The sequence below is a fragment of the Variovorax sp. CF079 genome, assembly GCF_900101545.1.
In the GTDB taxonomy this organism is placed as follows: domain Bacteria; phylum Pseudomonadota; class Gammaproteobacteria; order Burkholderiales; family Burkholderiaceae_C; genus Variovorax.
The window spans coordinates 1-17,247 of the sequence record NZ_FMZU01000017.1; the positions used below are offsets into that span (position 1 = coordinate 1).

Consider the following 17,247-nt stretch of genomic DNA (forward strand, 5'->3'; position numbering starts at 1 on the left):
GTCGTGTTCGTCAACGGCGCCGCGTCGAACCTGGGCAACGGGGTGCGCGTGACCATCGAGGGCGAGCAGGTCGTCGATGGCGTGCTGATCGCCACCCGTGTGAGCTTCGACAGCTAGTTCGATGACCGATCCCATGAGCCAATGGGTCGGTGCCTTCCTGGCCGAGTGGTGCCGCCTGTCCGAAGGGCTTGCCGATCCCGAGCAATCGGCGGAGTTCGCGAAGGACATCTACGCCTCGTACGGGCAGCGCGATCCTGTCGAAGTCGCCGCAGAAATGTGGGGTGACGGAGCGGGGCGGACCGCCTGACAGCTTCCAGCCCTACGATGGCTGGCAGACAACCCAGGAGACGCCAATGACTTTTCCCACGCTCACGCGCCGCGCGGCATTGCTGCTCGCTGCCCTCGCCCTCGCCGGCTGCGGCAGCCTCGGCGGCAAGCCCGACATCGCTGCCGAACCGATCCACGTCATGACCTCGGGCGGCTTCACCGCCGCCTACAACGAGCTCACGCCCGGCTACGAAAAAGCCAACGGCCGCAAGGTGCAGACCGCCTACGGCGCCTCGATGGGCGCGGCCAGCGACTCGATCCCGAGCCGCCTCGCGCGCGGCGAGCCGGCCGACATCGTGATCCTTGCGCGCCCTGCCCTCGACGCGCTGGTGGCGCAGGGCAAGGTGGTGTCCGGCAGCCAGGTCGATCTGGTGCGCTCGTCGATCGGCTTCGCGGTGCGCACCGGCACGCCCAAGCCCGACATCAGCACGGTCGATGCACTCAAGCGCACGCTGCTCGCGGCGCCGTCGATCGCCTATTCGGCCAGCGCCAGCGGCACCTACTACGAGACCGAGCTGCTCAAGAAGCTGGGCATCGAGGACCAGGTGAAGCCGAAGAGCAAGCGCATCCTCAGCGAACGCGTCGGCACCGTGGTCGCACGCGGCGATGCGGCGCTGGGCCTGCAGCAGGTCAGCGAGCTGCTGCCCATCAAGGGCATCGACTACATCGGACCGCTGCCGGCGGAAGTGCAGCGCGTCACGGTGTTCTCGGCCGGCATCGCGACCGGCGCCAAGCAGCCCGAGGCGGCGCGGCAGCTGATCCGCTACATGAACTCGCCGGCCGCCGCGCCGGTGATCGAACGCACCGGGCTCGAAGCGATCGCGGCACGCGGCCCGTAAACTGGCGCGGCCCCAATCAACCACCGACGCCCGCAACGACCATGAGCTCGCCGATCACCCCCGCCATCGTCTCGGCCCTTGCGCCCACCGGCACGCTGCGTGCCTCCATCAACCTCGGCAATCCGATCCTCGCGAACAAGGAAGCAGCCAGCGGCGACCCGGCCGGCGTCTCGGTCGACCTGGCGCGTGCTCTTGCAGAACGCCTGTCCGTTCCGATCGGGCTGGTGGTGTTCGAGAAGGCGGCCGCGTCCGTCGATGCAGTACGCAACGAGCAGGCCGATATCGGCTTCTTCGCGATCGATCCGGCGCGCAGCGAGGGCCTGCGCTTCACCGCCCCCTATGTGCTGATCGAGGGCAGCTACCTGGTGCCCGCGGCCTCGCCGATCCGGCGCAACGAGCAGGTGGACCAGGGCGATGTCCGCATCGCGGTCGGCACCGGCAGCGCCTACGACCTCTTCCTCACGCGCGAGATCAAGGAGGCGCAGATCGAGCGCGTGCAGGGCGCCAAGGGCGTGTTCGAGAGGCTGCACGCGGGCCAGGTCGAGGTGGCGGCCGGCATTCGGCAGGTGCTCGAGGCCGAGGCCGGACGCACGCCCGGCTTGCGCCTGCTGCCGGGGCGCTTCATGGTGATCCAGCAGGCGATGGGCACGCCGGCCTCGCGCGGCGCGGAAGCGGCCGCCGCGCTGGCCGCCTTCGTCGAGGAGATGAAGGCCAGCGGCTTCGTGGCCGAGGCGCTGGCGCGGCATCGCATCCGGGGCGCCAGCGTGGCGCCTGCGGCCGTTCAGGCGTAGCGCGCCAGGCCCAATCCTTCCATATCGATCTCGGGCGAGCGGCCGCCGATCAGGTCGGCCATCACGCGGCCCGTGCCGGCCGCCATGGTCCAGCCCAGCGTGCCGTGGCCGGTGGCCAGCAGCAGCTTCGAAATAGGCGTGGCGCCGAGGATGGGCGTGCCGTCGGGCGTCATCGGCCTGAGGCCGGTCCAGAACTCCGCGCCTTCGACGCTGCCGCCCTGCGGGAACAGATCGGTGACAACGTGCTCCAGCGTGTCGCGCCGCCGGTCGTTCAGCCGCAGGTCGTAGCCCGAGAGCTGCGCCGTGCCGCCGACGCGGATGCGGTCGCCCAGCCGCGTCACGGCGACCTTGAAGGTCTCGTCCATCACCGTCGACTCGGGCGCCATCGCCGCGTCGGCGATCGGCACCGTGATCGAGAAGCCCTTGACCGGATACACCGGCAGGCGAATGCCCAGCGGCTTCAGCAGCTTCGGCGAGTAGCTGCCCAGCGCCACCACGTAGCGGTCGGCGCGAAAGGGGCCGGCCTCGGTATGGACGGCGGTCACGCCGGCGGCGTCGCGCGCGATGTCGGTGATGCCCACGCCGAAGCGAAAGCGCACGCCCGCCGCTTCGGCCAGCCGCGCCAGCGCCTGCGTGAACTTGAAGCAGTCGCCGGTTTCATCGCCCGGCAGGCGCAGGCCGCCGACGAACTTCTCCCTCACCGCGGCCAGCGCCGGCTCGTGCCGCACGCAGCCCTCGCGGTCCAGCAACTGGTAGGGCACGCCGTAGGCCTTGAGGATCTCGATGTCCTTGCCGGTGCCGTCGAGCTGCTTCTGCGTGCGGAACAGCTGAAGCGTGCCTAACGCGCGCTCGTCGTAGCGGATGCCGGTGTCGGCGCGCAGCTGCTGGAGGCAGTCGCGGCTGTATTCGGCCAGGCGCACCATGCGGCCCTTGTTGAGTTCGTAGCGCGCATGCGTGCAGTTGCACAGCATCGCGATCCCCCAGCGCCACATCGCGGGATCGAGCATCGGCCTGATGACCAGCGGGCTGTGCCGCATCAAAAGCCACTTGATCGCCTTGAGCGGCACGCCGGGCCCGGCCCAGGGCGCCGAATAGCCGGGCGACACCTCGCCGGCGTTGGCATAGCTGGTCTCCAGCGCCGGCGCCCGCTGGCGGTCGAGCACGGTGACCTCGTGGCCGGCCTTGGCGAGGTAGTAGGCCACGGTGGTGCCGATCACCCCGCTGCCCAGAATCAGTACTTGCATGCGAATCCTTGCCGTCTATGTCAAACCCAGCGCCGATTGCAATCGTTGTGCCGACAAGTGCTCCGGCCGCTCGGGCCAGGCTTCCAGCAGCGCCACCATCTTCTCGTTGATCGGCGCGCGGGCGCCGTTCGACTTGGCGAGCCGCACCACCTCGCCGCACAGCGCGTCGATCTCGGTGCGCCGGCCCAGCGCCAGGTCGTCGGCCATGCTGGAGCGCGCCTTGTCGTCGATGCGCAGCATGCGCGCCGCGACCAGGCGGAACAGCGGCGTCGGCAGGCGCAGCATGAACGGCAGGCGCCGCGCCGGCACCGCCGCGAGCTGCGCCGGCGCGATGTTGGCCCACGCCAGGGCATCCAACGCTTCGTCCATCAGGGCCGCCAGACAGCGGCGGTAGCCGCGGTCCAGCAGCTGCTCGCGCAGCGGCAGGCCCGAGAGCGCGTTGATCGGGTTGTTGAGATTGAGCAGCAGCTTGCCCCATTGGACCGACAGCATGTCGTCATAGGTGTCGACCGGTACGCCGGCACGCTCGAACACGGCCAGCCAGGGCCGCAGCGCCCTGCTGCGCCGGGCGGCCAGCCGGCCGACCGTGCCGCGGTGGAAGCTGCCGGGTTCGATCTCCGCGACGTTGTACGGCACCATGCCGGGCAGCACATAGAGCGTGGGTGCGACCTTCGATGCGACGGCCGCATTCGAGATGCCGTTCTGCAGCGAAAGCACCGGCGTGCCGGCCGGCAGCGCCTCGGCCAGCGCGGCCGCGGCCTCGACCGTCGCACTGCTCTTCACGGTCAGGAGCACCAGCGAGGGCCGTATGCCCAGAGGCACCCGCTCCTCGAGATGCAACGCGTCGGGCGGCACGTGGCGCTCCATGCCGTCGAGATCGCTGAGCGTGATCCCGCGCCGCGCGAGCGTCTGAAGCACGCGCGGGCGGCCGACGAAGACCACGCGCACGCCCTCCGCCGCCAGGCAGCCGCCGATAAAGCAGCCGATGGTGCCGGCACCCATCACGAGCACGTCGACGGGCACCGGCTCGGACTCGGGCTCGGCCATGTGCGCTAGATCCGTTCCGCGACCCAGCCCTGCACCGACTGCAGCGCGGCCGGCAGGCCTGCCGCATCGGTGCCGCCGGCCATGGCCATGTCGGGCTTGCCGCCGCCCTTGCCGCCGACCTGCTGGGCGACGAAGTTGACCAGCTCGCCCGCTTTCACCTTGCCCATGGTGTCGGCCGTGACGCCGGCGGCGATCTGCACCTTGCCGCCGTCGACGGCCGCCAGCACGATGGCCGCGGTCTTGAGCTTGTCCTTGAGCTTGTCCATGGTCTCGCGCAGCGTCTTGGCATCGGCGCCGTCGAGCTTGGCGGCGAGCACCTTGATGCCGCCCACGTCCACCGCCTGCGCGAGCAGTTCGTCGCCCTTGGACGAAGCGAGCTTGCCCTTGAGCGCGCCGACCTCGCGCTCCAGCGCGCGCACCTGATCGAGCACCTGCGTGAGGCGCGGCTGCAGTTCCGAGGCCGGCGTCTTCAGCGTGGCGGCCACGCTGTTCACCGTCGCCTCGAGCTCCTGCAGATAGGCCAGCGCATTGGCGCCGGTCAGCGCCTCGATGCGGCGCACGCCGGCGGCCACGCCGCCTTCGCTCACGATCTTGAACAGGCCGATGTCGCCGGTGCGCGCGACGTGCGTGCCGCCGCACAGCTCGCGGCTGGAACCGATGTCGAGCACGCGCACGGTGTCGCCGTACTTCTCGCCGAACAGCATCACGGCGCCGGTCTGCTGGGCCGACTCCATGTCCATCAGGCGCGCCTGGGTCGCCTGGTTGGCCAGGATCTCGGCGTTCACGCGCTTCTCGATCTCGAGGATCTGCGCTGCGCTGACGGGCGCGTTGTGCGCGAAGTCGAAGCGCGTCTTGTCGGCATCGACCAGCGAGCCCTTCTGCTGCACGTGCGTGCCCAGCACCTCACGCAGCGCCTTGTGCATCAGGTGGGTGACGCTGTGGTTGCGCATGGTGGCGGCGCGCAGCATCGTGTCGACGCGCGCGGTGACGGCATCGCCCACCTTCAACGTGCCCTGCGTCTGCGTGCCATGGTGGCCGAACACGTCGGCCTTGATCTTCTGCGTGTCGTCGACGCCGAACTGCACGCCTTCGGCCGCCAGCACGCCCTGGTCGCCGACCTGGCCGCCGCTCTCGGCATAGAAGGGTGTGGTGTCGAGCACCACGATGCCAGGCTGGCCTTCTTTCAGTTCCTGCACCGGCGCGCCTTCGTAGTAGAGGGCCACGACCTTGGCCTCTTCTTCGAGGTGCTCGTAGCCGGTGAAGGTATTGGCCCCGCCGCTGTACTCGACGGCGCGGTCCATCTTGAACTTGCCGGCGGCGCGGCCGGCGGCCTTCTGCTTTTCCATCGCCGCGTTGAAGCCGGCCGCATCGACCTCGACGCCGCGCTCGCGGCACACGTCGGCCGAGAGGTCGAGCGGAAAGCCGTAGGTGTCGTGCAGCTTGAAGGCCACTTCGCCCGGCAGCACCTTGGCGCCATCGGCCAGGGCCGCGTCGAGGATTTCCATGCCGTTGGCCAGCGTCTCGAAGAAGCGTTCTTCCTCGGCCTTCAGCGTCTCGGTAATGCGCTTCTCGTCGGCCACGAGCTTCGGATAGGCGTCGCCCATCAGCGCCACGAGGTCGGGCACCAGCTTGTGGAAGAAGGGCTTCTTCTGGCCCAGCTTGTAGCCGTGGCGGATCGCGCGGCGCACGATGCGGCGCTGCACGTAGCCGCGGCCCTCGTTGCCGGGAATCACGCCGTCGGCCACCAGGAAGGCGGTGGCGCGGATGTGGTCGGCGATCACGCGCAGGCTCTTGTTGTCGAGGTCTTTCTCGCCGGTTTCGCGCGAGGCAGCCTTGATCAGCGCAGCGAAGATGTCGATCTCGTAGTTGCTGTGCACGTGCTGCAGGATCGCGGCCAGGCGCTCCAGGCCCATGCCGGTGTCGACGCAGGGCGCGGGCAGCGGCTTCACGCTGCCGTCGGGCTGCATGTCGAACTGCATGAACACGTTGTTCCAGATCTCGATGTAGCGGTCGCCGTCTTCATCGGGCGAGCCGGGCGGGCCGCCAGCGATCTCGGGGCCGTGGTCGTAGAAGATTTCCGAGCACGGGCCGCAGGGGCCGGTGTCGGCCATCATCCAGAAGTTGTCGGACATGTAGCGACCGCCCTTGTTGTCGCCGATGCGCACCACGCGCTCGGGGGGCAGGCCGATTTCCTTGGTCCAGATGTCGTAGGCCTCGTCGTCCTCGATGTAGACGGTGGCCCAGAGCTTCTCGGCCGGCAGCTTGTAGACCTGGGTCAGCAGCTCGAAGGCCCAGGTGAGCGACTCGCGCTTGAAGTAGTCGCCGAAGCTCCAGTTGCCCAGCATCTCGAAGAAGGTGTGGTGGCGCGCGGTGTAGCCGACGTTCTCGAGGTCGTTGTGCTTGCCGCCGGCGCGCAGGCAGGCCTGCACCGAGGCCGCGCGCACGTAGGGGCGCTTGTCGGTGCCGAGGAACACGTCCTTGAACTGCACCATGCCCGAGTTGGTGAACATCAGCGTCGGGTCGTTGCCGGGCACCAGCGAACTCGACGGCACCACGGTATGGCCCTTGGAGGCGAAGAAATCGAGGAAGGACTTGCGGATGTCCGCAACGCTGAAGGTGGGCTGGCTCATCTTGGACTGGACTTCTGAGAGAGGCGGCCGAGCGGGCAGCCCCTGCATCGAACCCACCTAACTGCTTGATTTGCTTGAACATTCGATTATAGGTTTGGCCCCCTGCCCCGACCGCCCCTGTTGGTATGGCGAAGACCTATGCTCGGGCCCATGAACGACCGCCTGCTGGCCGATGCCGTGCTGGTGCTGCACGGCCTTTTCATCCTGTTCGTGGTGGCGGGCGGCCTGCTCGTGTGGCGCTGGCCGCGGCTCGCCTGGCTGCACCTGCCGGCGGTGCTGTGGGGCGCATGGGTGGCATGGACCGGAGGGTACTGCCCGCTGACGCCGCTCGAGAACGAACTGCGGCTCGCGGCCGGCCAGGCCGGCTACAGCGGCGGCTTCATCGACCATTACCTGCTCGGCGCGATCTATCCCGAAGGCCTCACCCGCGGCGCGCAGATCGCGTCGGGCACATTCGTCGCCGTGCTCAATCTGGGGGTGTATGGGCTGCTTCTTCGCAGGTGGCGCGCGAAGCGAAGCTGATGCCAAGCCGCTAGAAAATTGAAAACAAAAGGAGTACTCTTTCGCCGAACAACTCGGCGCCGGCGCGTCACGCGCACGGCAGGATCGGTTGGCCTGAGGAGGTCATCATGCTCGGTGAATTCGTCACAAGAGAACAGGCCGCCACCCTTGCAGCACGAGCGCGGCGACAGCCGGAACACCTGCTCGAGTTCGAGCCCGACGTGGTGCGCAGTTCGTACAACCTGCGGCCGTTCCTGATCCATCACCATCTCTGCGAACACCCCAGTTTCTCGCTGGACGCATTGTTCGCGCTCTGCCGGCGATTGCCGCGCGGGCAGGTGCAGTACCGCGTCGGCGCCATTCCCGGCGATGCGAATTTCGACTCCTCCTACGAGCGCTACCGCGAGGGCCTGCGCTTCGATGACGTGCTGGAGCAATTCGAAGAACGCAAGGCCTACATCTGCATCTACAACCCGGAGCGCGATGCGGGCTACCGGCCGGTGCTGGAGGACCTGCTGGCCGAGATCGCCGCGGCCATCGAAGACATCGATCCGGTGATCACCTGGTACTCGACCTACGTCTTCATCTCGACGCGCGACGCGGTCACGCCCTACCACATGGACCGCGAGATGAACTTCCTGCTGCAGGTGCGCGGCGAGAAGGAAGTGATGCTCTGGAATCCGCGCGACGACGAGATCATGAGCGCCGCCGAGAAGGACCGCCTGCTCGCGGCTTTCGAGAGCCAGCGCCCGAGCTACAAGCCCTCCTTCGAAGCCAAGGCGATGCGCTACGAACTGCGGCCCGGCTTCGGCGTGCACCATCCCTTCATCGCGCCCCACCGCGTCCATACCGGCCCCGACCTGTCCGTCTCGCTCGCCTTCACCTTCCGCACGCAGAAGTCCGACCTGCGGACCAGCGCGCATGCCTTCAACCACGTGCTGCGCCGCTGCGGCTGGTCGCCGGCGGAGGTCGGGGCCGAGCATCCGTACGCCGATCGCGCCAAGGCGGCGGCGGCGCACGCGATGGATGTGCCGCTCGAGTTGCTGCGCAAGCACCGGCACGCGCGTTCGGCCGCCGCGCACTGACGAAGGCGCAACGCGCTCAAGGCGCCGGCTCGATGTTCAGGTTCATGCGGAACAGGTTGCCCGGATCGAATTGCCGCTTCACGGCCTGCAGGCGCGGGTAGTTCGCGCCGTAGCTGCCCGCGACGCGCTCGGCCTCGTCCTCCGTCAGGAAATTGACGTAGCCGCCGCCGGTTGCGTGCGGCACGGCATCCTGGAAAACCTGCCGCGCCCATGCGCGCACCCGCTCGTCGTCGGCCGCGTCGGACCAGCGGCCATGCACGTTCATGATGTAGCGCGCATCGCGGCCGACGAAAGCCGTGTCATCGGGTTTCACGCGCGCCATCGCGCCGCCGAGCTGGGCGATGAAGATCTCGCACGCCGGCCCCGGCAGCCGGCCGACGGAATCGATCACGAGGTCGAGCGCCGCATCGCTCAGCGTGCTGAAGTTGTTCGACTTCCAGTAGTTGCGGCTGCCCGGCGTGAGCAGCGGATCGAAGGCCGACTGGAAGCCGACATAGGGCGTCGGCCCCAGCGCAGTCGCGAGCGGATCGCCGAACTGCAGCACCGGCGCGGCGGCGCGCTCGCCGGCTTCGACATCGCCGCTGTAGACGAGCGGCAAGATCACCACCTCCGTGCCGTGGACCGATTCGGGAAGGAAGGGCAGCGGGGGCGCCTTGCGCATCACCGTCCACACGCTCAGCTCGTCGGGCGCGCCGGCGGTGAAGTCGCGCCACGCGCGCAGGACCTGCTGCGCCTGCGCAAACGGATAGACCACCAGGCCCGAGTACACCTCGGGGCCGACCTCATGCAGCTGGAACTCGAACGAGGTCGCCACGCCGAAGTTGCCGCCGCCGCCGCGCAAGGCCCAGAACAGCTCGGGTTCCGAGGTGGGCGAGGCGACGCGCTCGGTGCCGTCGGCGATCACGACGGTGGCGCGCAACAGGTTGTCGATGGTCAGGCCATGGCGGCGCGTCAGCCAGCCGAAGCCGCCGCCGAGCGTGAGCCCGGCCACGCCGGTGGTGGAATTGATGCCGAGCGGCGTGGCCAGGCCGTGGGCCTGCGCCTCGCGATCGAAGTCGCCGAGCAGCGCGCCCGCGGCGACGCGCGCGGTGCGCTTCGCGGCATCGACCACGACCGTGCGCATGCCCGACAGGTCGATCATCAGCCCGCCCTCCGCGACCGCATTGCCCGCGATGTGATGGCCACCGCCGCGCACGCTGAGCAGCATCTTGTGCGCCGCGGCGAAACGCACGGCGGCCTGGACATCGCTGTCTTTCATGCACCGCGCGATCAGCGCCGGTCGGCGGTCGACCGTGCCGTTCCAGACCTTGCGCGCTTCGTCGTAGGCGGCATCGGCAGCGCCGAACACCCCGCCGCTGATCTGCGTCGCAAAAGCGGCGACGTCGGACTGCTGGAGTTGCCGGACGTCCTTGTCCAGCGTCTGGTAGGTCAGAGAGGTCATGGGGTGCTCCCGGAGTGAACGCGTTGAAGAGCCGGAGGCTCATTCTTGCGATCTGGCCGCTCCCGCACCTGACCCGGCGTCCTTGAAATCTATCCGTGCGTCCGGACGGTGGCGGGCTGGGGCGCTCTCGGATCAAATGAGATTAATTTCTTGTAATGAGACTGAAATCTCATTACGATACTGGCACTTCAACCCGCGAGGACATTCACCATGGCACTGACCCGCAGCGAAATGGATCGCAAGCTCGACGAGCATTTCAATTTCGAAGCCCAGGACAACGTGGAGGGTGTGCTGGCCACGCTCACGGCCGACGTCGAGCACGACGTGGTCGGCTGGCCCAGCGGCCCCAGCCGCAGCCGCGAAGGCGCGCGCCCGTTCTACGAGACGCTGTTCGCCGACCTGTCCGAAGGCAAGGTCGAATCCAGGCGCCGCCTCTACGGCGACAACTTCATGGTCGACGATTCGCTATGGAGCGGCCGGGCGCCGGGCCACCCCTTCGGCATGGACGGCCGCGACCGTCCGCTGGCCTTCCGCCTGCTGCACGTGATCGAGTTCGCCGACAACGGCGACATCCGCCGGGAGAACGTCTGGGTCGACCTGGGCGCCATCCTGCAGCAGTTGCCCCAGGTGGGCTGAGCATGGCGGGAAACGAAGGCCGCCCGCAGCAGAAGCAGCGCACCCGCAAGGCCCTGCTGCAGGCCGCATCGCAACTGACGAAACAGGGACGCCGGCCGACGCTCGAGGAGATCGCCGAAGAGGCGCTGGTTTCGCGCGCCACTGCCTACCGCTATTTTCCGAACGTCGAGGCGCTGCATCTGGAGGCATCGATCGACATCGAGACGCCCCAGGCGGAGGATGCGCTGCGCGGCGCGCCGGCGGACGACGTGGTCGCCCGTCTCGAACACGTGGACGACGCGCTGCACACGATGATCGCGGCCAACGAGGCGCCGCTGCGAATGATGCTGGCGCAGTCGCTGGAGCGAAGCGCCCGCGGCGAAACCGACGCGCAGCTGCCGGCACGCCAGAACCGCCGCACGCCGCTGCTCGAAGCCGCGCTCGCGCCGGCGAACGGCTCCATCAAGCCGGCGGCGCTGAAGAACCTCAAGCACGCGCTCGCACTGGTGATCGGTCCCGAGGCCATGGTAGTCTTCAAGGATGTGCTTCGACTCGACGACGCCGAGGCGCGCAAGGTCAGGCGCTGGGCGATCCGGGCGCTGGTCGCGGCTGCGGCGCAGCCTGCGCTCGCACCGGCCAGGCCGGTTCAGCGCAAACCGAAGGAAACGATTCTTCCCCGTCGATCTCGTCCAAGGAGTTCTCCATGAGAGCGCGCCCGAAATTCGTTGCCGCCGCATTCGCCCTTCTCGCCTGCGCCGGAACCTTGGCCGGGCCTGCGGAAGCAGGCAAGGATCAACTGCGCCGCGGCCGCTACCTGATACGGGTCGCCGGCTGCAACGATTGCCACACGCCGAACTACGGACCCAGCAACGGCCAGGTCGACGAGAAGCTCTGGCTCACGGGCGATGCCCTGGGCTGGGCGGGCCCCTGGGGCACGACCTATGCCACCAACCTGCGCCTGCTGATGGCCAGCATGAGCGAGCAGCAGTGGATCCACCATGCGCGCAACATGCGGCCGCGGCCACCCATGCCCTGGTTCAATGTCCGCGCCATGAGCGATGCCGACCTGAAGGCCATCTATGCATTCACCCGCTCGCTAGGCCCCGGCGGTTCGCCGGCACCCGCCTATGTGCCGCCCGGCAAGAAGGCTACGGGGCCGGTGGTGCAGTTCCCGGAGTGAGGCAGCGCGTGGCGCGCTGAGCGTTCAGGCGGCAGCGACCGCAGTAGAATCCGCGCCTGCTGCGGGTGTAGTTCAATGGTAGAACGGCAGCTTCCCAAGCTTCATACGAGGGTTCGATTCCCTTCACCCGCTCCAAACCCGACCATTGCGCATCACGGCCCCTCTCGCAGGGGCCGTTTTCATTGCGCTGGTGGTATCGATCGTCACGGCCCGGAGTCGGCCTTCATGCGTTGCTTCGAGGACGTATTCGCACCATCGATGCATCCCATTCACCCAAAGCGTTTTACTCCCGAAGCGCTCATCCCTAACCTCTGCCGACCCCCAATCCGCCCCCATTGAAAGGACGGACAGAGGTCTGCAGACGCGTGCCTGGCGCTCCAGCGTTCGTCGATCTGCCGGTACAGAACGACAGAACGGAACGCGAGACATGCCCAAACTCCTCTTGTTGATCAGCGCCAACACCACCAGGCAGATCAAACTGCGCAAGCCGGAAACCATCATCGGGCGGGCCCCGGGCAACGACATCGTCATCAGGCATGAAAGAGTCAGCCGTTTCCATGCCGCGCTGGTCCTCGATGGTCCATTCGTGACGATCAAGGATCTGGCCAGCAGCAACGGCGTTTACGTGAACGACGTCAAGGTCGATACGCAGCATCTGGTCGATGGCGACAGCATCTCCATCGGCGGCTGCAGAATGCGCTTCCTGGCCGGCAATCAGGACTACACGGCCGTCGAGGCTTTGCGGCTGCTGACGATCCCGGGGCTTCCGCTCGAACTGGCATCTCAGCGCGTCTCTCCCACATGGGCTGACGCATTGCGCGGCGCGGCCGCCTGACCCGCTCGATCTCGGCACTCCTCGAAGGGTCATCCGCCAAGCCGCCCTCGCACCGCCTCCTACAATGGGTCGCATGCGCTTCCCGGCCACCGCCCTCCTCGTCACTGACTGCCCCGCTGCAGCCCCCGTCGCCCCCGCGGCAGGCCGGCGCACGCACGCAGCCGACGGCAAGGCGACCCGGCCCGCTGAGCGCACGCCAGCCGCACTTTCCCTCGCCCGGCGATCGCCCTTCCCTCTTCTCGTTTAGCGCAACCATCGATCGCCGGGCTTAAGCCCCGCGCGACAGCGACCCTTTGCGGCTCGCATTCGATTGGAGTGCTTCATGTCATCGACGACCACCCTTCGCGGCGAGCGCACGCTCACCGAACTCGATCACCTTCGTCTCAGCAAGCTGCTCGACGAAAAATCCCACCCGGGGCTCGAAGCTCTCCTCGATGCCGCCGAACTGCTGCGCTCGCGCGAAGTGCCGGCGGATGTCGTCACGATGTATTCGCAAGTGACCATCGCGGATGTGCCCTCGGGCCGGCGCCACAAGCTGACCCTCTGCTACCCCAAGGATGCCAACCCCGGCGCCGGCCTCGTCTCGGTGCTCTCGCCGGTCGGCATGAGCCTGATCGGCTTGCGGCTGGGCGCGGTGGCGAGCTGGACTTTGCCGAGCGGCGAGGAAGGCCGCGCCGAGGTGGTCGAGATCCTGTTCCAGCCCGAGGCCAGCGGCGACTACACGACCTGAGAGCCCGCGCGAACACCCTCAGTCGTCGACGCCGGCCAGCAGATCCTGCGACTCGTCGTCGAAGCCCGGCACCGGTTGCGCCTTGGCCAGGGCCATCCAGAGGCTGAAGGGCATGCGCGGCAGCGCGCGGTGCACGGCCGAGCGCGCCACGACCAGCCGGCCCTCTTGCGCGATCAGCACGCCGCATTCGGCCGGAATCTCGTCGGGCTCGCCGATGGGCCGGCCCTTCGCATCGCAGCCCAGCACGTACCAGCACTCGCCGCCGAGGTCGAGGTAGGCAGCGCGCTTGTCGGGCTTGCGCAGGTCGCTCAGCAGGTCGGCGCGATTGACCTTGACCTCGTGGACGATCGGTTGCGCATAGGCCTCGACGCTGGTGTTGCGGATCGAGAAGACGTCCGGCCGCGCGATGCACCAGCGCGGCTTGTCGCCCTCGTTCACCGCCGGCAGCCGCGCCCGCAAACTTAAGGCCCGCCAGGCCACACGGCCGGCGCGCGTCATCTCGCGCGCGACCTGCTCGACCAGCGCCTCGTGCTTGGAGAGCACCGCGCGGTTGACGACCAGCGTGCGCGCAATGTGCGCGATGCCGGCATCGGTGACACGCAGCGTTTCGTGGCCCGGCGCCGAGCGCACGCGTTCCAGCAGGCCGGCGGCCAGCAGGTCGACCTCGATGGCGTCGCAGCAAGGCCAGCCGGCCGAGCGATAGACCTCGCGCAGGCGGCGCGCATGCAGGCGCCCCAGCGCCGCCGCGCCGGGCGGCGGATCGGCCACCGGCGGCGGCGCGCCTGGCTCGGTCATCGGCGGATCAACCGCCGGCGGGTCGCCCTCCGGCGGCGGCGGTGGCGGTTGCGCGGGCGTTGGCGGGATCGGCAGATCGGGCGCGGGCGGCGGCGGCCCGATGGGTGCGTCGACGTCGATGCCCTGCGAGGCGAGTGCTGCTGTCATCGCGCAAGGTTAGCGAAAAGCAGCGGCCGAGGCGAGTGCGGGCGCGGCTACGGGCGCTGGCCCGCAGACCCGGACATGACCACCACCACCTGCGCCTGCGTCTTCCCGACCGAGAGATAGACATGCCCCACGCTGCTGTCGAAGTAGACCGACTCGTTGCGCCGCACCAGCACCGACTCACCGGTCTCGAAGCGGATGCGCACGGCGCCGGACAAGACCATGCAGAACTCGTGGCCGGGATGTCGGATGAAATCGGCGAACTCGTTTTCGTGGCGCGCCAGGATGCGGCCGTGCATCGGCTCCATGGTCTTCGCCGGATAGTCGGTGCACAGCATCCGGTATTCGTACTGGTCGCTGGCATAGCTCGGCGAACTGTCGAGCGCCGAATGAACGAAGGTCGGCGCCGCCTTGCCCGTGCGGCGCGCGGCCGGATCGAACAGGCGCGAGATATCGACGTTCAGCGCCCGCGCGACAGCAGCGAATTTCTCGTAGCTGATGGAGATCTGCCCGAGCTCCATCTTCGACAGCGTGGACAAGGCCACGCCCGAACGAGCGGACAACTCCTTCAGCGTGAGCTTGGCGGCCTTGCGGATCGAACGCAGCCGCTCGCCCATGACATCGCGTCCTATCGATTCGACGGGCGCGGCGGCCGATCTGGTGCGGCGCGATTTCTTCGCGGGCGGCGTGGGCGGAGGACGCAAGGGACGGACCATGGGGCGGCGCATTATGGCGCACGGGGTGGTGCGGCTTGACCGTACCTGTGCCCCGGAACGATAATTCTCGTAAATGAGAATTCAGATTCCATGAGCACGCCGCCTTCCTTCGACTTCGCAGTGATCGGCGCCGGCATCGCCGGCGCATCGCTCGCATTCCATTTGGCCGGGCGCTCCAGCGTGATCGTGCTGGAGCGCGAGTCCCAGCCCGGCTATCACTCGACCGGCCGCTCCGCCGCGATGTTCATGGAAAGCTACGGCACGCCGGCCATCCGGGCGCTGACGCGCGCGAGCCGCGCGTTCTACGAGCAACCGCCCGAAGGCTTCGCCGCGCATCCGCTGCTCACGCCGCGCGGCGCGCTCTACATCGCCAGCGAGGCCCAGTTGCAGGAGCTGCAGGCGACTTTCGAGGCGCTGTCGCGCAACGCCCCGAACGTCAGCCTCATCACCGGCGAGGAGGCCGTTTCGATGGTGCCGGTGCTGCGCGCCGACCGTGTGCATGCGGCCATCTTCGAGCAGGATGCACAGGACATCGACGTCCATGCACTCCATCAGGGCTACCTCAAGGGCATGCGGGCCCGCGGCGGCACGCTGCGCTGCAACGCGGAACTCGCGGCCGCGGTGCGTACCGAGGGTGTCTGGCAGCTCTCCCTGGCCGATGGCCAGCAGGTGCAAGCGCGCTGCCTGGTCAACGCGGCCGGCGCGTGGGCCGACCAGGTCGCGGACCTGTGCAAGGTTCCACGCGTGGGGCTCGAGCCGCGGCGGCGCAGCGCCTTTACCTTCGCGGCGCCCGAGGGCCTCGACTGCGCGGCATGGCCGGCGGTCGTCGGCATCGACGAAAGCTTCTACTTCAAGCCGGATGCCGGCCAACTGCTGGGTTCCCCGGCCAATGCCGACCCGGTTGTGCCGCACGACGTGGTGCCCGAGGAACTGGACGTGGCCCTGGGCATCCACCACATCGAGAACGCCACCACCTTGTCGATCCGTCGCCCGAGCCATGCGTGGGCCGGACTGCGCTCCTTCGTGCCGGACGGCGACTTCGTGCTCGGCTGGGAAGAGAGCTGCGAAGGATTCTTCTGGCTTGCCGGCCAGGGCGGCTATGGCATCCAGACGGCGGCGGGCGCGTCGGAGCTTGCAGCAGCCTTGCTGCACCACGAGGCGCCGCCGGCGCACCTGCTCGCCCACGGCATGGATCCCCTTGCATTCCGGCCGGGGCGACTGCGTTGACTCCGGCGCCGCAGGGGTTTCTACTGGCACGATTCATGCAGGTTTTCGGCTTTGCTCGGATATGAGAATTCTCGTTAAAGAGAATTTTCGAATCATCACCGAAAGGACTTCCATGCAACTTCGCATCAGCGCCCTTCTTCATGCTGCAGCATGGACCTGCGCATCCCTCGCGACCACGCTGTCCGCCCATGCCGCCGGCTATCCGGAAAAACCGGTGCAGATCATCGTGCCGTTCCCGCCGGGCGGCGCCGGCGACGTGATGGGGCGCCTGCTGTCGCGGCAGCTCGAAGCCCGGCTCGGGCAGCCGGTGATCGTCGACAACAAGCCCGGCGCGGGCACCGCCATCGGCGCGCAGTTCGTGGCGAATGCCAAACCCGACGGCTACACGCTGCTCTTGAGCTCCAATTCCACCTACACCCTCAACCCGGCCATCCAGCCCAAGCTGTCCTACGACCCGATCAAGGCCTTCGAGCCGCTGGGCATGGTGGCCAACCTGGCGCTAGTCCTGGTGGCCCATCCGACGGTGCAGGCGAGCAGCGTGCAACAGCTCGTTGCAGCCGCCAAGGCCGAGCCCGACAAGTACATGTACGGCTCCTTCGGCAACGGCACCGTGTCCCACTTCGCCGGAGAGATGTTCAAGTCGGCGGCCGGCGTCAAGCTCACGCACGTGCCCTACCGCGGCAGTGCGCCGGCGATGACCGACCTGGTCGGCGGACAGATCCCGCTGGCCTTCGACAGCGTGGTGGCCGCGGTGCCGCACATCAAGACCGGCAAGATCAAGCCCCTGGCGGTCACCACCGCTGCACGCTCGACACTGCTGCCCGATGTGCCGACCGTGGCCGAGAGCGGCTACCCCGGCTACCAGATGAGCTCCTGGATCGTGCTGGTCGCGCCGCGCGGCTTGCCGCCGGAGGTCAAGCAGAAGCTCGAGCAGGCCCTGGCCGCCTCCATGGAGGACGCCGAGATGCGCGAAAAGCTCAAGGGCGTGGGCTTCGAGCCCGCCTATGCGCCCATCAAGGACTGGAGCGGCATGGTCGGCAAGGACATCGCCCGGCTGCGCAAGATCGCGGAACAATCGCAGATCAAACCCGACTGACCTT

At 68.2% G+C, this 17,247-nt stretch carries 18 protein-coding genes and 1 tRNA gene; 13 read left to right on the top strand and 6 right to left on the bottom strand.

All coding sequences use genetic code 11. From position 1 onward, the window contains the following. Positions 1-121 precede the first annotated feature (121 nt). From BLS74_RS33950 to BLS74_RS21940, 3 genes are read left to right on the top strand one after another with little or no spacing between them, the layout of a single operon-like run. Positions 122-307 carry a hypothetical protein gene (locus BLS74_RS33950; protein WP_139191725.1) on the top strand — a complete coding sequence of 62 codons (186 nt, stop codon included), beginning with the start codon at positions 122-124 and terminating at the stop codon, positions 305-307. A 46-nt stretch (positions 308-353) separates the two neighbouring features. Beyond that, positions 354-1,166, top strand: coding sequence for a substrate-binding domain-containing protein (locus BLS74_RS21935; RefSeq protein ID WP_093109268.1), 813 nt, complete (start codon positions 354-356; stop codon positions 1,164-1,166). Positions 1,167-1,207: 41 nt separating this feature from the next. After that, positions 1,208-1,957, top strand: a complete 750-nt coding sequence (locus tag BLS74_RS21940; protein ID WP_093109269.1) for a transporter substrate-binding domain-containing protein — start codon at positions 1,208-1,210, stop codon at positions 1,955-1,957. Here the strand turns inward: BLS74_RS21940 and BLS74_RS21945 are convergent. Genes BLS74_RS21945 through alaS form a run of 3 tightly spaced genes read right to left on the bottom strand, consistent with a single transcriptional unit; the run spans position 1,948 to position 6,878 of the window. Then, positions 1,948-3,201 (bottom strand): D-amino acid dehydrogenase, encoded by a 1,254-nt coding sequence (locus BLS74_RS21945; protein WP_093109270.1) that lies wholly within the window; start codon positions 3,199-3,201, stop codon positions 1,948-1,950. The two genes, BLS74_RS21940 and BLS74_RS21945, sit on opposite strands and share 10 nt — an antisense overlap. A gap of 15 nt (positions 3,202-3,216) precedes the next feature. Then, positions 3,217-4,248 (bottom strand): 2-dehydropantoate 2-reductase, encoded by a 1,032-nt coding sequence (locus BLS74_RS21950; RefSeq protein WP_093109271.1) that lies wholly within the window; start codon positions 4,246-4,248, stop codon positions 3,217-3,219. Between the two features lie 5 nt (positions 4,249-4,253). Beyond that, positions 4,254-6,878 carry an alanine--tRNA ligase gene (gene alaS / locus BLS74_RS21955; RefSeq protein WP_093109433.1) on the bottom strand — a complete coding sequence of 875 codons (2,625 nt, stop codon included), beginning with the start codon at positions 6,876-6,878 and terminating at the stop codon, positions 4,254-4,256. Between the two features lie 150 nt (positions 6,879-7,028). On the opposite strand from alaS, the gene BLS74_RS21960 reads away from it, so the two are divergent. Continuing rightward, positions 7,029-7,400, top strand: a complete 372-nt coding sequence (locus BLS74_RS21960; protein WP_093109434.1) for a DUF2784 domain-containing protein — start codon at positions 7,029-7,031, stop codon at positions 7,398-7,400. A gap of 107 nt (positions 7,401-7,507) precedes the next feature. Next, positions 7,508-8,464, top strand: a complete 957-nt coding sequence (locus BLS74_RS21965; RefSeq protein ID WP_093109272.1) for a cupin-like domain-containing protein — start codon at positions 7,508-7,510, stop codon at positions 8,462-8,464. Positions 8,465-8,480: 16 nt separating this feature from the next. Here BLS74_RS21965 and BLS74_RS21970 read toward each other — a convergent pair whose 3' ends face one another. Next, entirely contained in the window at positions 8,481-9,905 is a 1,425-nt protein-coding gene (locus tag BLS74_RS21970) for an FAD-binding oxidoreductase (protein ID WP_093109273.1), read from the bottom strand. Between the two features lie 210 nt (positions 9,906-10,115). Here BLS74_RS21970 and BLS74_RS21975 point away from each other — a divergent pair, with 210 nt between their 5' ends. The 6 genes from BLS74_RS21975 to BLS74_RS22000 all read left to right on the top strand — a co-directional run bounded on the left by BLS74_RS21975 (position 10,116) and on the right by BLS74_RS22000 (position 13,265). Then, positions 10,116-10,541, top strand: coding sequence for an ester cyclase (locus tag BLS74_RS21975; protein WP_093109274.1), 426 nt, complete (start codon positions 10,116-10,118; stop codon positions 10,539-10,541). A gap of 2 nt (positions 10,542-10,543) precedes the next feature. Further along, complete coding sequence (locus BLS74_RS21980) at positions 10,544-11,227, top strand: TetR/AcrR family transcriptional regulator (protein WP_093109275.1); 684 nt, start codon at positions 10,544-10,546, stop codon at positions 11,225-11,227. Then, a complete protein-coding gene (locus BLS74_RS21985) occupies positions 11,224-11,700 on the top strand; it encodes a c-type cytochrome (protein WP_093109276.1) in 477 nt (158 codons plus the stop codon). The genes BLS74_RS21980 and BLS74_RS21985 overlap by 4 nt, the downstream gene beginning before the upstream one ends. A 61-nt stretch (positions 11,701-11,761) precedes the next feature. Beyond that, a tRNA-Gly gene (locus BLS74_RS21990) sits at positions 11,762-11,835 on the top strand. Between the two features lie 292 nt (positions 11,836-12,127). Beyond that, positions 12,128-12,535, top strand: coding sequence for an FHA domain-containing protein (locus BLS74_RS21995; RefSeq protein WP_093109277.1), 408 nt, complete (start codon positions 12,128-12,130; stop codon positions 12,533-12,535). 322 nt (positions 12,536-12,857) lie between these two features. Next, complete coding sequence (locus tag BLS74_RS22000; protein WP_093109278.1) at positions 12,858-13,265, top strand: GreA/GreB family elongation factor; 408 nt, start codon at positions 12,858-12,860, stop codon at positions 13,263-13,265. 18 nt (positions 13,266-13,283) lie between these two features. On the opposite strand, the gene BLS74_RS22005 is transcribed toward BLS74_RS22000, so the two are convergent. Together BLS74_RS22005 and BLS74_RS22010 are read right to left on the bottom strand one after the other, a co-directional pair. Further along, positions 13,284-14,207 carry a hypothetical protein gene (locus BLS74_RS22005; RefSeq protein ID WP_093109279.1) on the bottom strand — a complete coding sequence of 308 codons (924 nt, stop codon included), beginning with the start codon at positions 14,205-14,207 and terminating at the stop codon, positions 13,284-13,286. A 47-nt stretch (positions 14,208-14,254) separates the two neighbouring features. Beyond that, the gene (locus BLS74_RS22010) at positions 14,255-14,920 is read right to left on the bottom strand and encodes a helix-turn-helix domain-containing protein (protein WP_244503959.1); all 666 of its coding nucleotides are present in this window, start codon (positions 14,918-14,920) and stop codon (positions 14,255-14,257) included. A gap of 90 nt (positions 14,921-15,010) precedes the next feature. On the opposite strand from BLS74_RS22010, the gene BLS74_RS22015 reads away from it, so the two are divergent. Both BLS74_RS22015 and BLS74_RS22020 read left to right on the top strand, forming a co-directional pair. Next, positions 15,011-16,147 (top strand): NAD(P)/FAD-dependent oxidoreductase, encoded by a 1,137-nt coding sequence (locus BLS74_RS22015; protein ID WP_093109281.1) that lies wholly within the window; start codon positions 15,011-15,013, stop codon positions 16,145-16,147. A 112-nt stretch (positions 16,148-16,259) separates the two neighbouring features. Further along, the gene (locus BLS74_RS22020) at positions 16,260-17,243 is read left to right on the top strand and encodes a Bug family tripartite tricarboxylate transporter substrate binding protein (RefSeq protein WP_093109282.1); all 984 of its coding nucleotides are present in this window, start codon (positions 16,260-16,262) and stop codon (positions 17,241-17,243) included. The last annotated feature ends 4 nt before the right edge of the window (positions 17,244-17,247 follow it).

Coding starts and splice junctions, on each gene's coding strand:
- BLS74_RS33950 (WP_139191725.1), top strand. CDS start 122: ATGACCGATCCCATGAGCCAATGGGTCGGTGCCTTCCTGGCCGAGTGG.
- BLS74_RS21935 (WP_093109268.1), top strand. CDS start 354: ATGACTTTTCCCACGCTCACGCGCCGCGCGGCATTGCTGCTCGCTGCC.
- BLS74_RS21940 (WP_093109269.1), top strand. CDS start 1,208: ATGAGCTCGCCGATCACCCCCGCCATCGTCTCGGCCCTTGCGCCCACC.
- BLS74_RS21945 (WP_093109270.1), bottom strand. CDS start 3,201: ATGCAAGTACTGATTCTGGGCAGCGGGGTGATCGGCACCACCGTGGCC.
- BLS74_RS21950 (WP_093109271.1), bottom strand. CDS start 4,248: ATGGCCGAGCCCGAGTCCGAGCCGGTGCCCGTCGACGTGCTCGTGATG.
- alaS (WP_093109433.1), bottom strand. CDS start 6,878: ATGAGCCAGCCCACCTTCAGCGTTGCGGACATCCGCAAGTCCTTCCTC.
- BLS74_RS21960 (WP_093109434.1), top strand. CDS start 7,029: ATGAACGACCGCCTGCTGGCCGATGCCGTGCTGGTGCTGCACGGCCTT.
- BLS74_RS21965 (WP_093109272.1), top strand. CDS start 7,508: ATGCTCGGTGAATTCGTCACAAGAGAACAGGCCGCCACCCTTGCAGCA.
- BLS74_RS21970 (WP_093109273.1), bottom strand. CDS start 9,905: ATGACCTCTCTGACCTACCAGACGCTGGACAAGGACGTCCGGCAACTC.
- BLS74_RS21975 (WP_093109274.1), top strand. CDS start 10,116: ATGGCACTGACCCGCAGCGAAATGGATCGCAAGCTCGACGAGCATTTC.
- BLS74_RS21980 (WP_093109275.1), top strand. CDS start 10,544: ATGGCGGGAAACGAAGGCCGCCCGCAGCAGAAGCAGCGCACCCGCAAG.
- BLS74_RS21985 (WP_093109276.1), top strand. CDS start 11,224: ATGAGAGCGCGCCCGAAATTCGTTGCCGCCGCATTCGCCCTTCTCGCC.
- BLS74_RS21995 (WP_093109277.1), top strand. CDS start 12,128: ATGCCCAAACTCCTCTTGTTGATCAGCGCCAACACCACCAGGCAGATC.
- BLS74_RS22000 (WP_093109278.1), top strand. CDS start 12,858: ATGTCATCGACGACCACCCTTCGCGGCGAGCGCACGCTCACCGAACTC.
- BLS74_RS22005 (WP_093109279.1), bottom strand. CDS start 14,207: ATGACAGCAGCACTCGCCTCGCAGGGCATCGACGTCGACGCACCCATC.
- BLS74_RS22010 (WP_244503959.1), bottom strand. CDS start 14,920: ATGGTCCGTCCCTTGCGTCCTCCGCCCACGCCGCCCGCGAAGAAATCG.
- BLS74_RS22015 (WP_093109281.1), top strand. CDS start 15,011: ATGAGCACGCCGCCTTCCTTCGACTTCGCAGTGATCGGCGCCGGCATC.
- BLS74_RS22020 (WP_093109282.1), top strand. CDS start 16,260: ATGCAACTTCGCATCAGCGCCCTTCTTCATGCTGCAGCATGGACCTGC.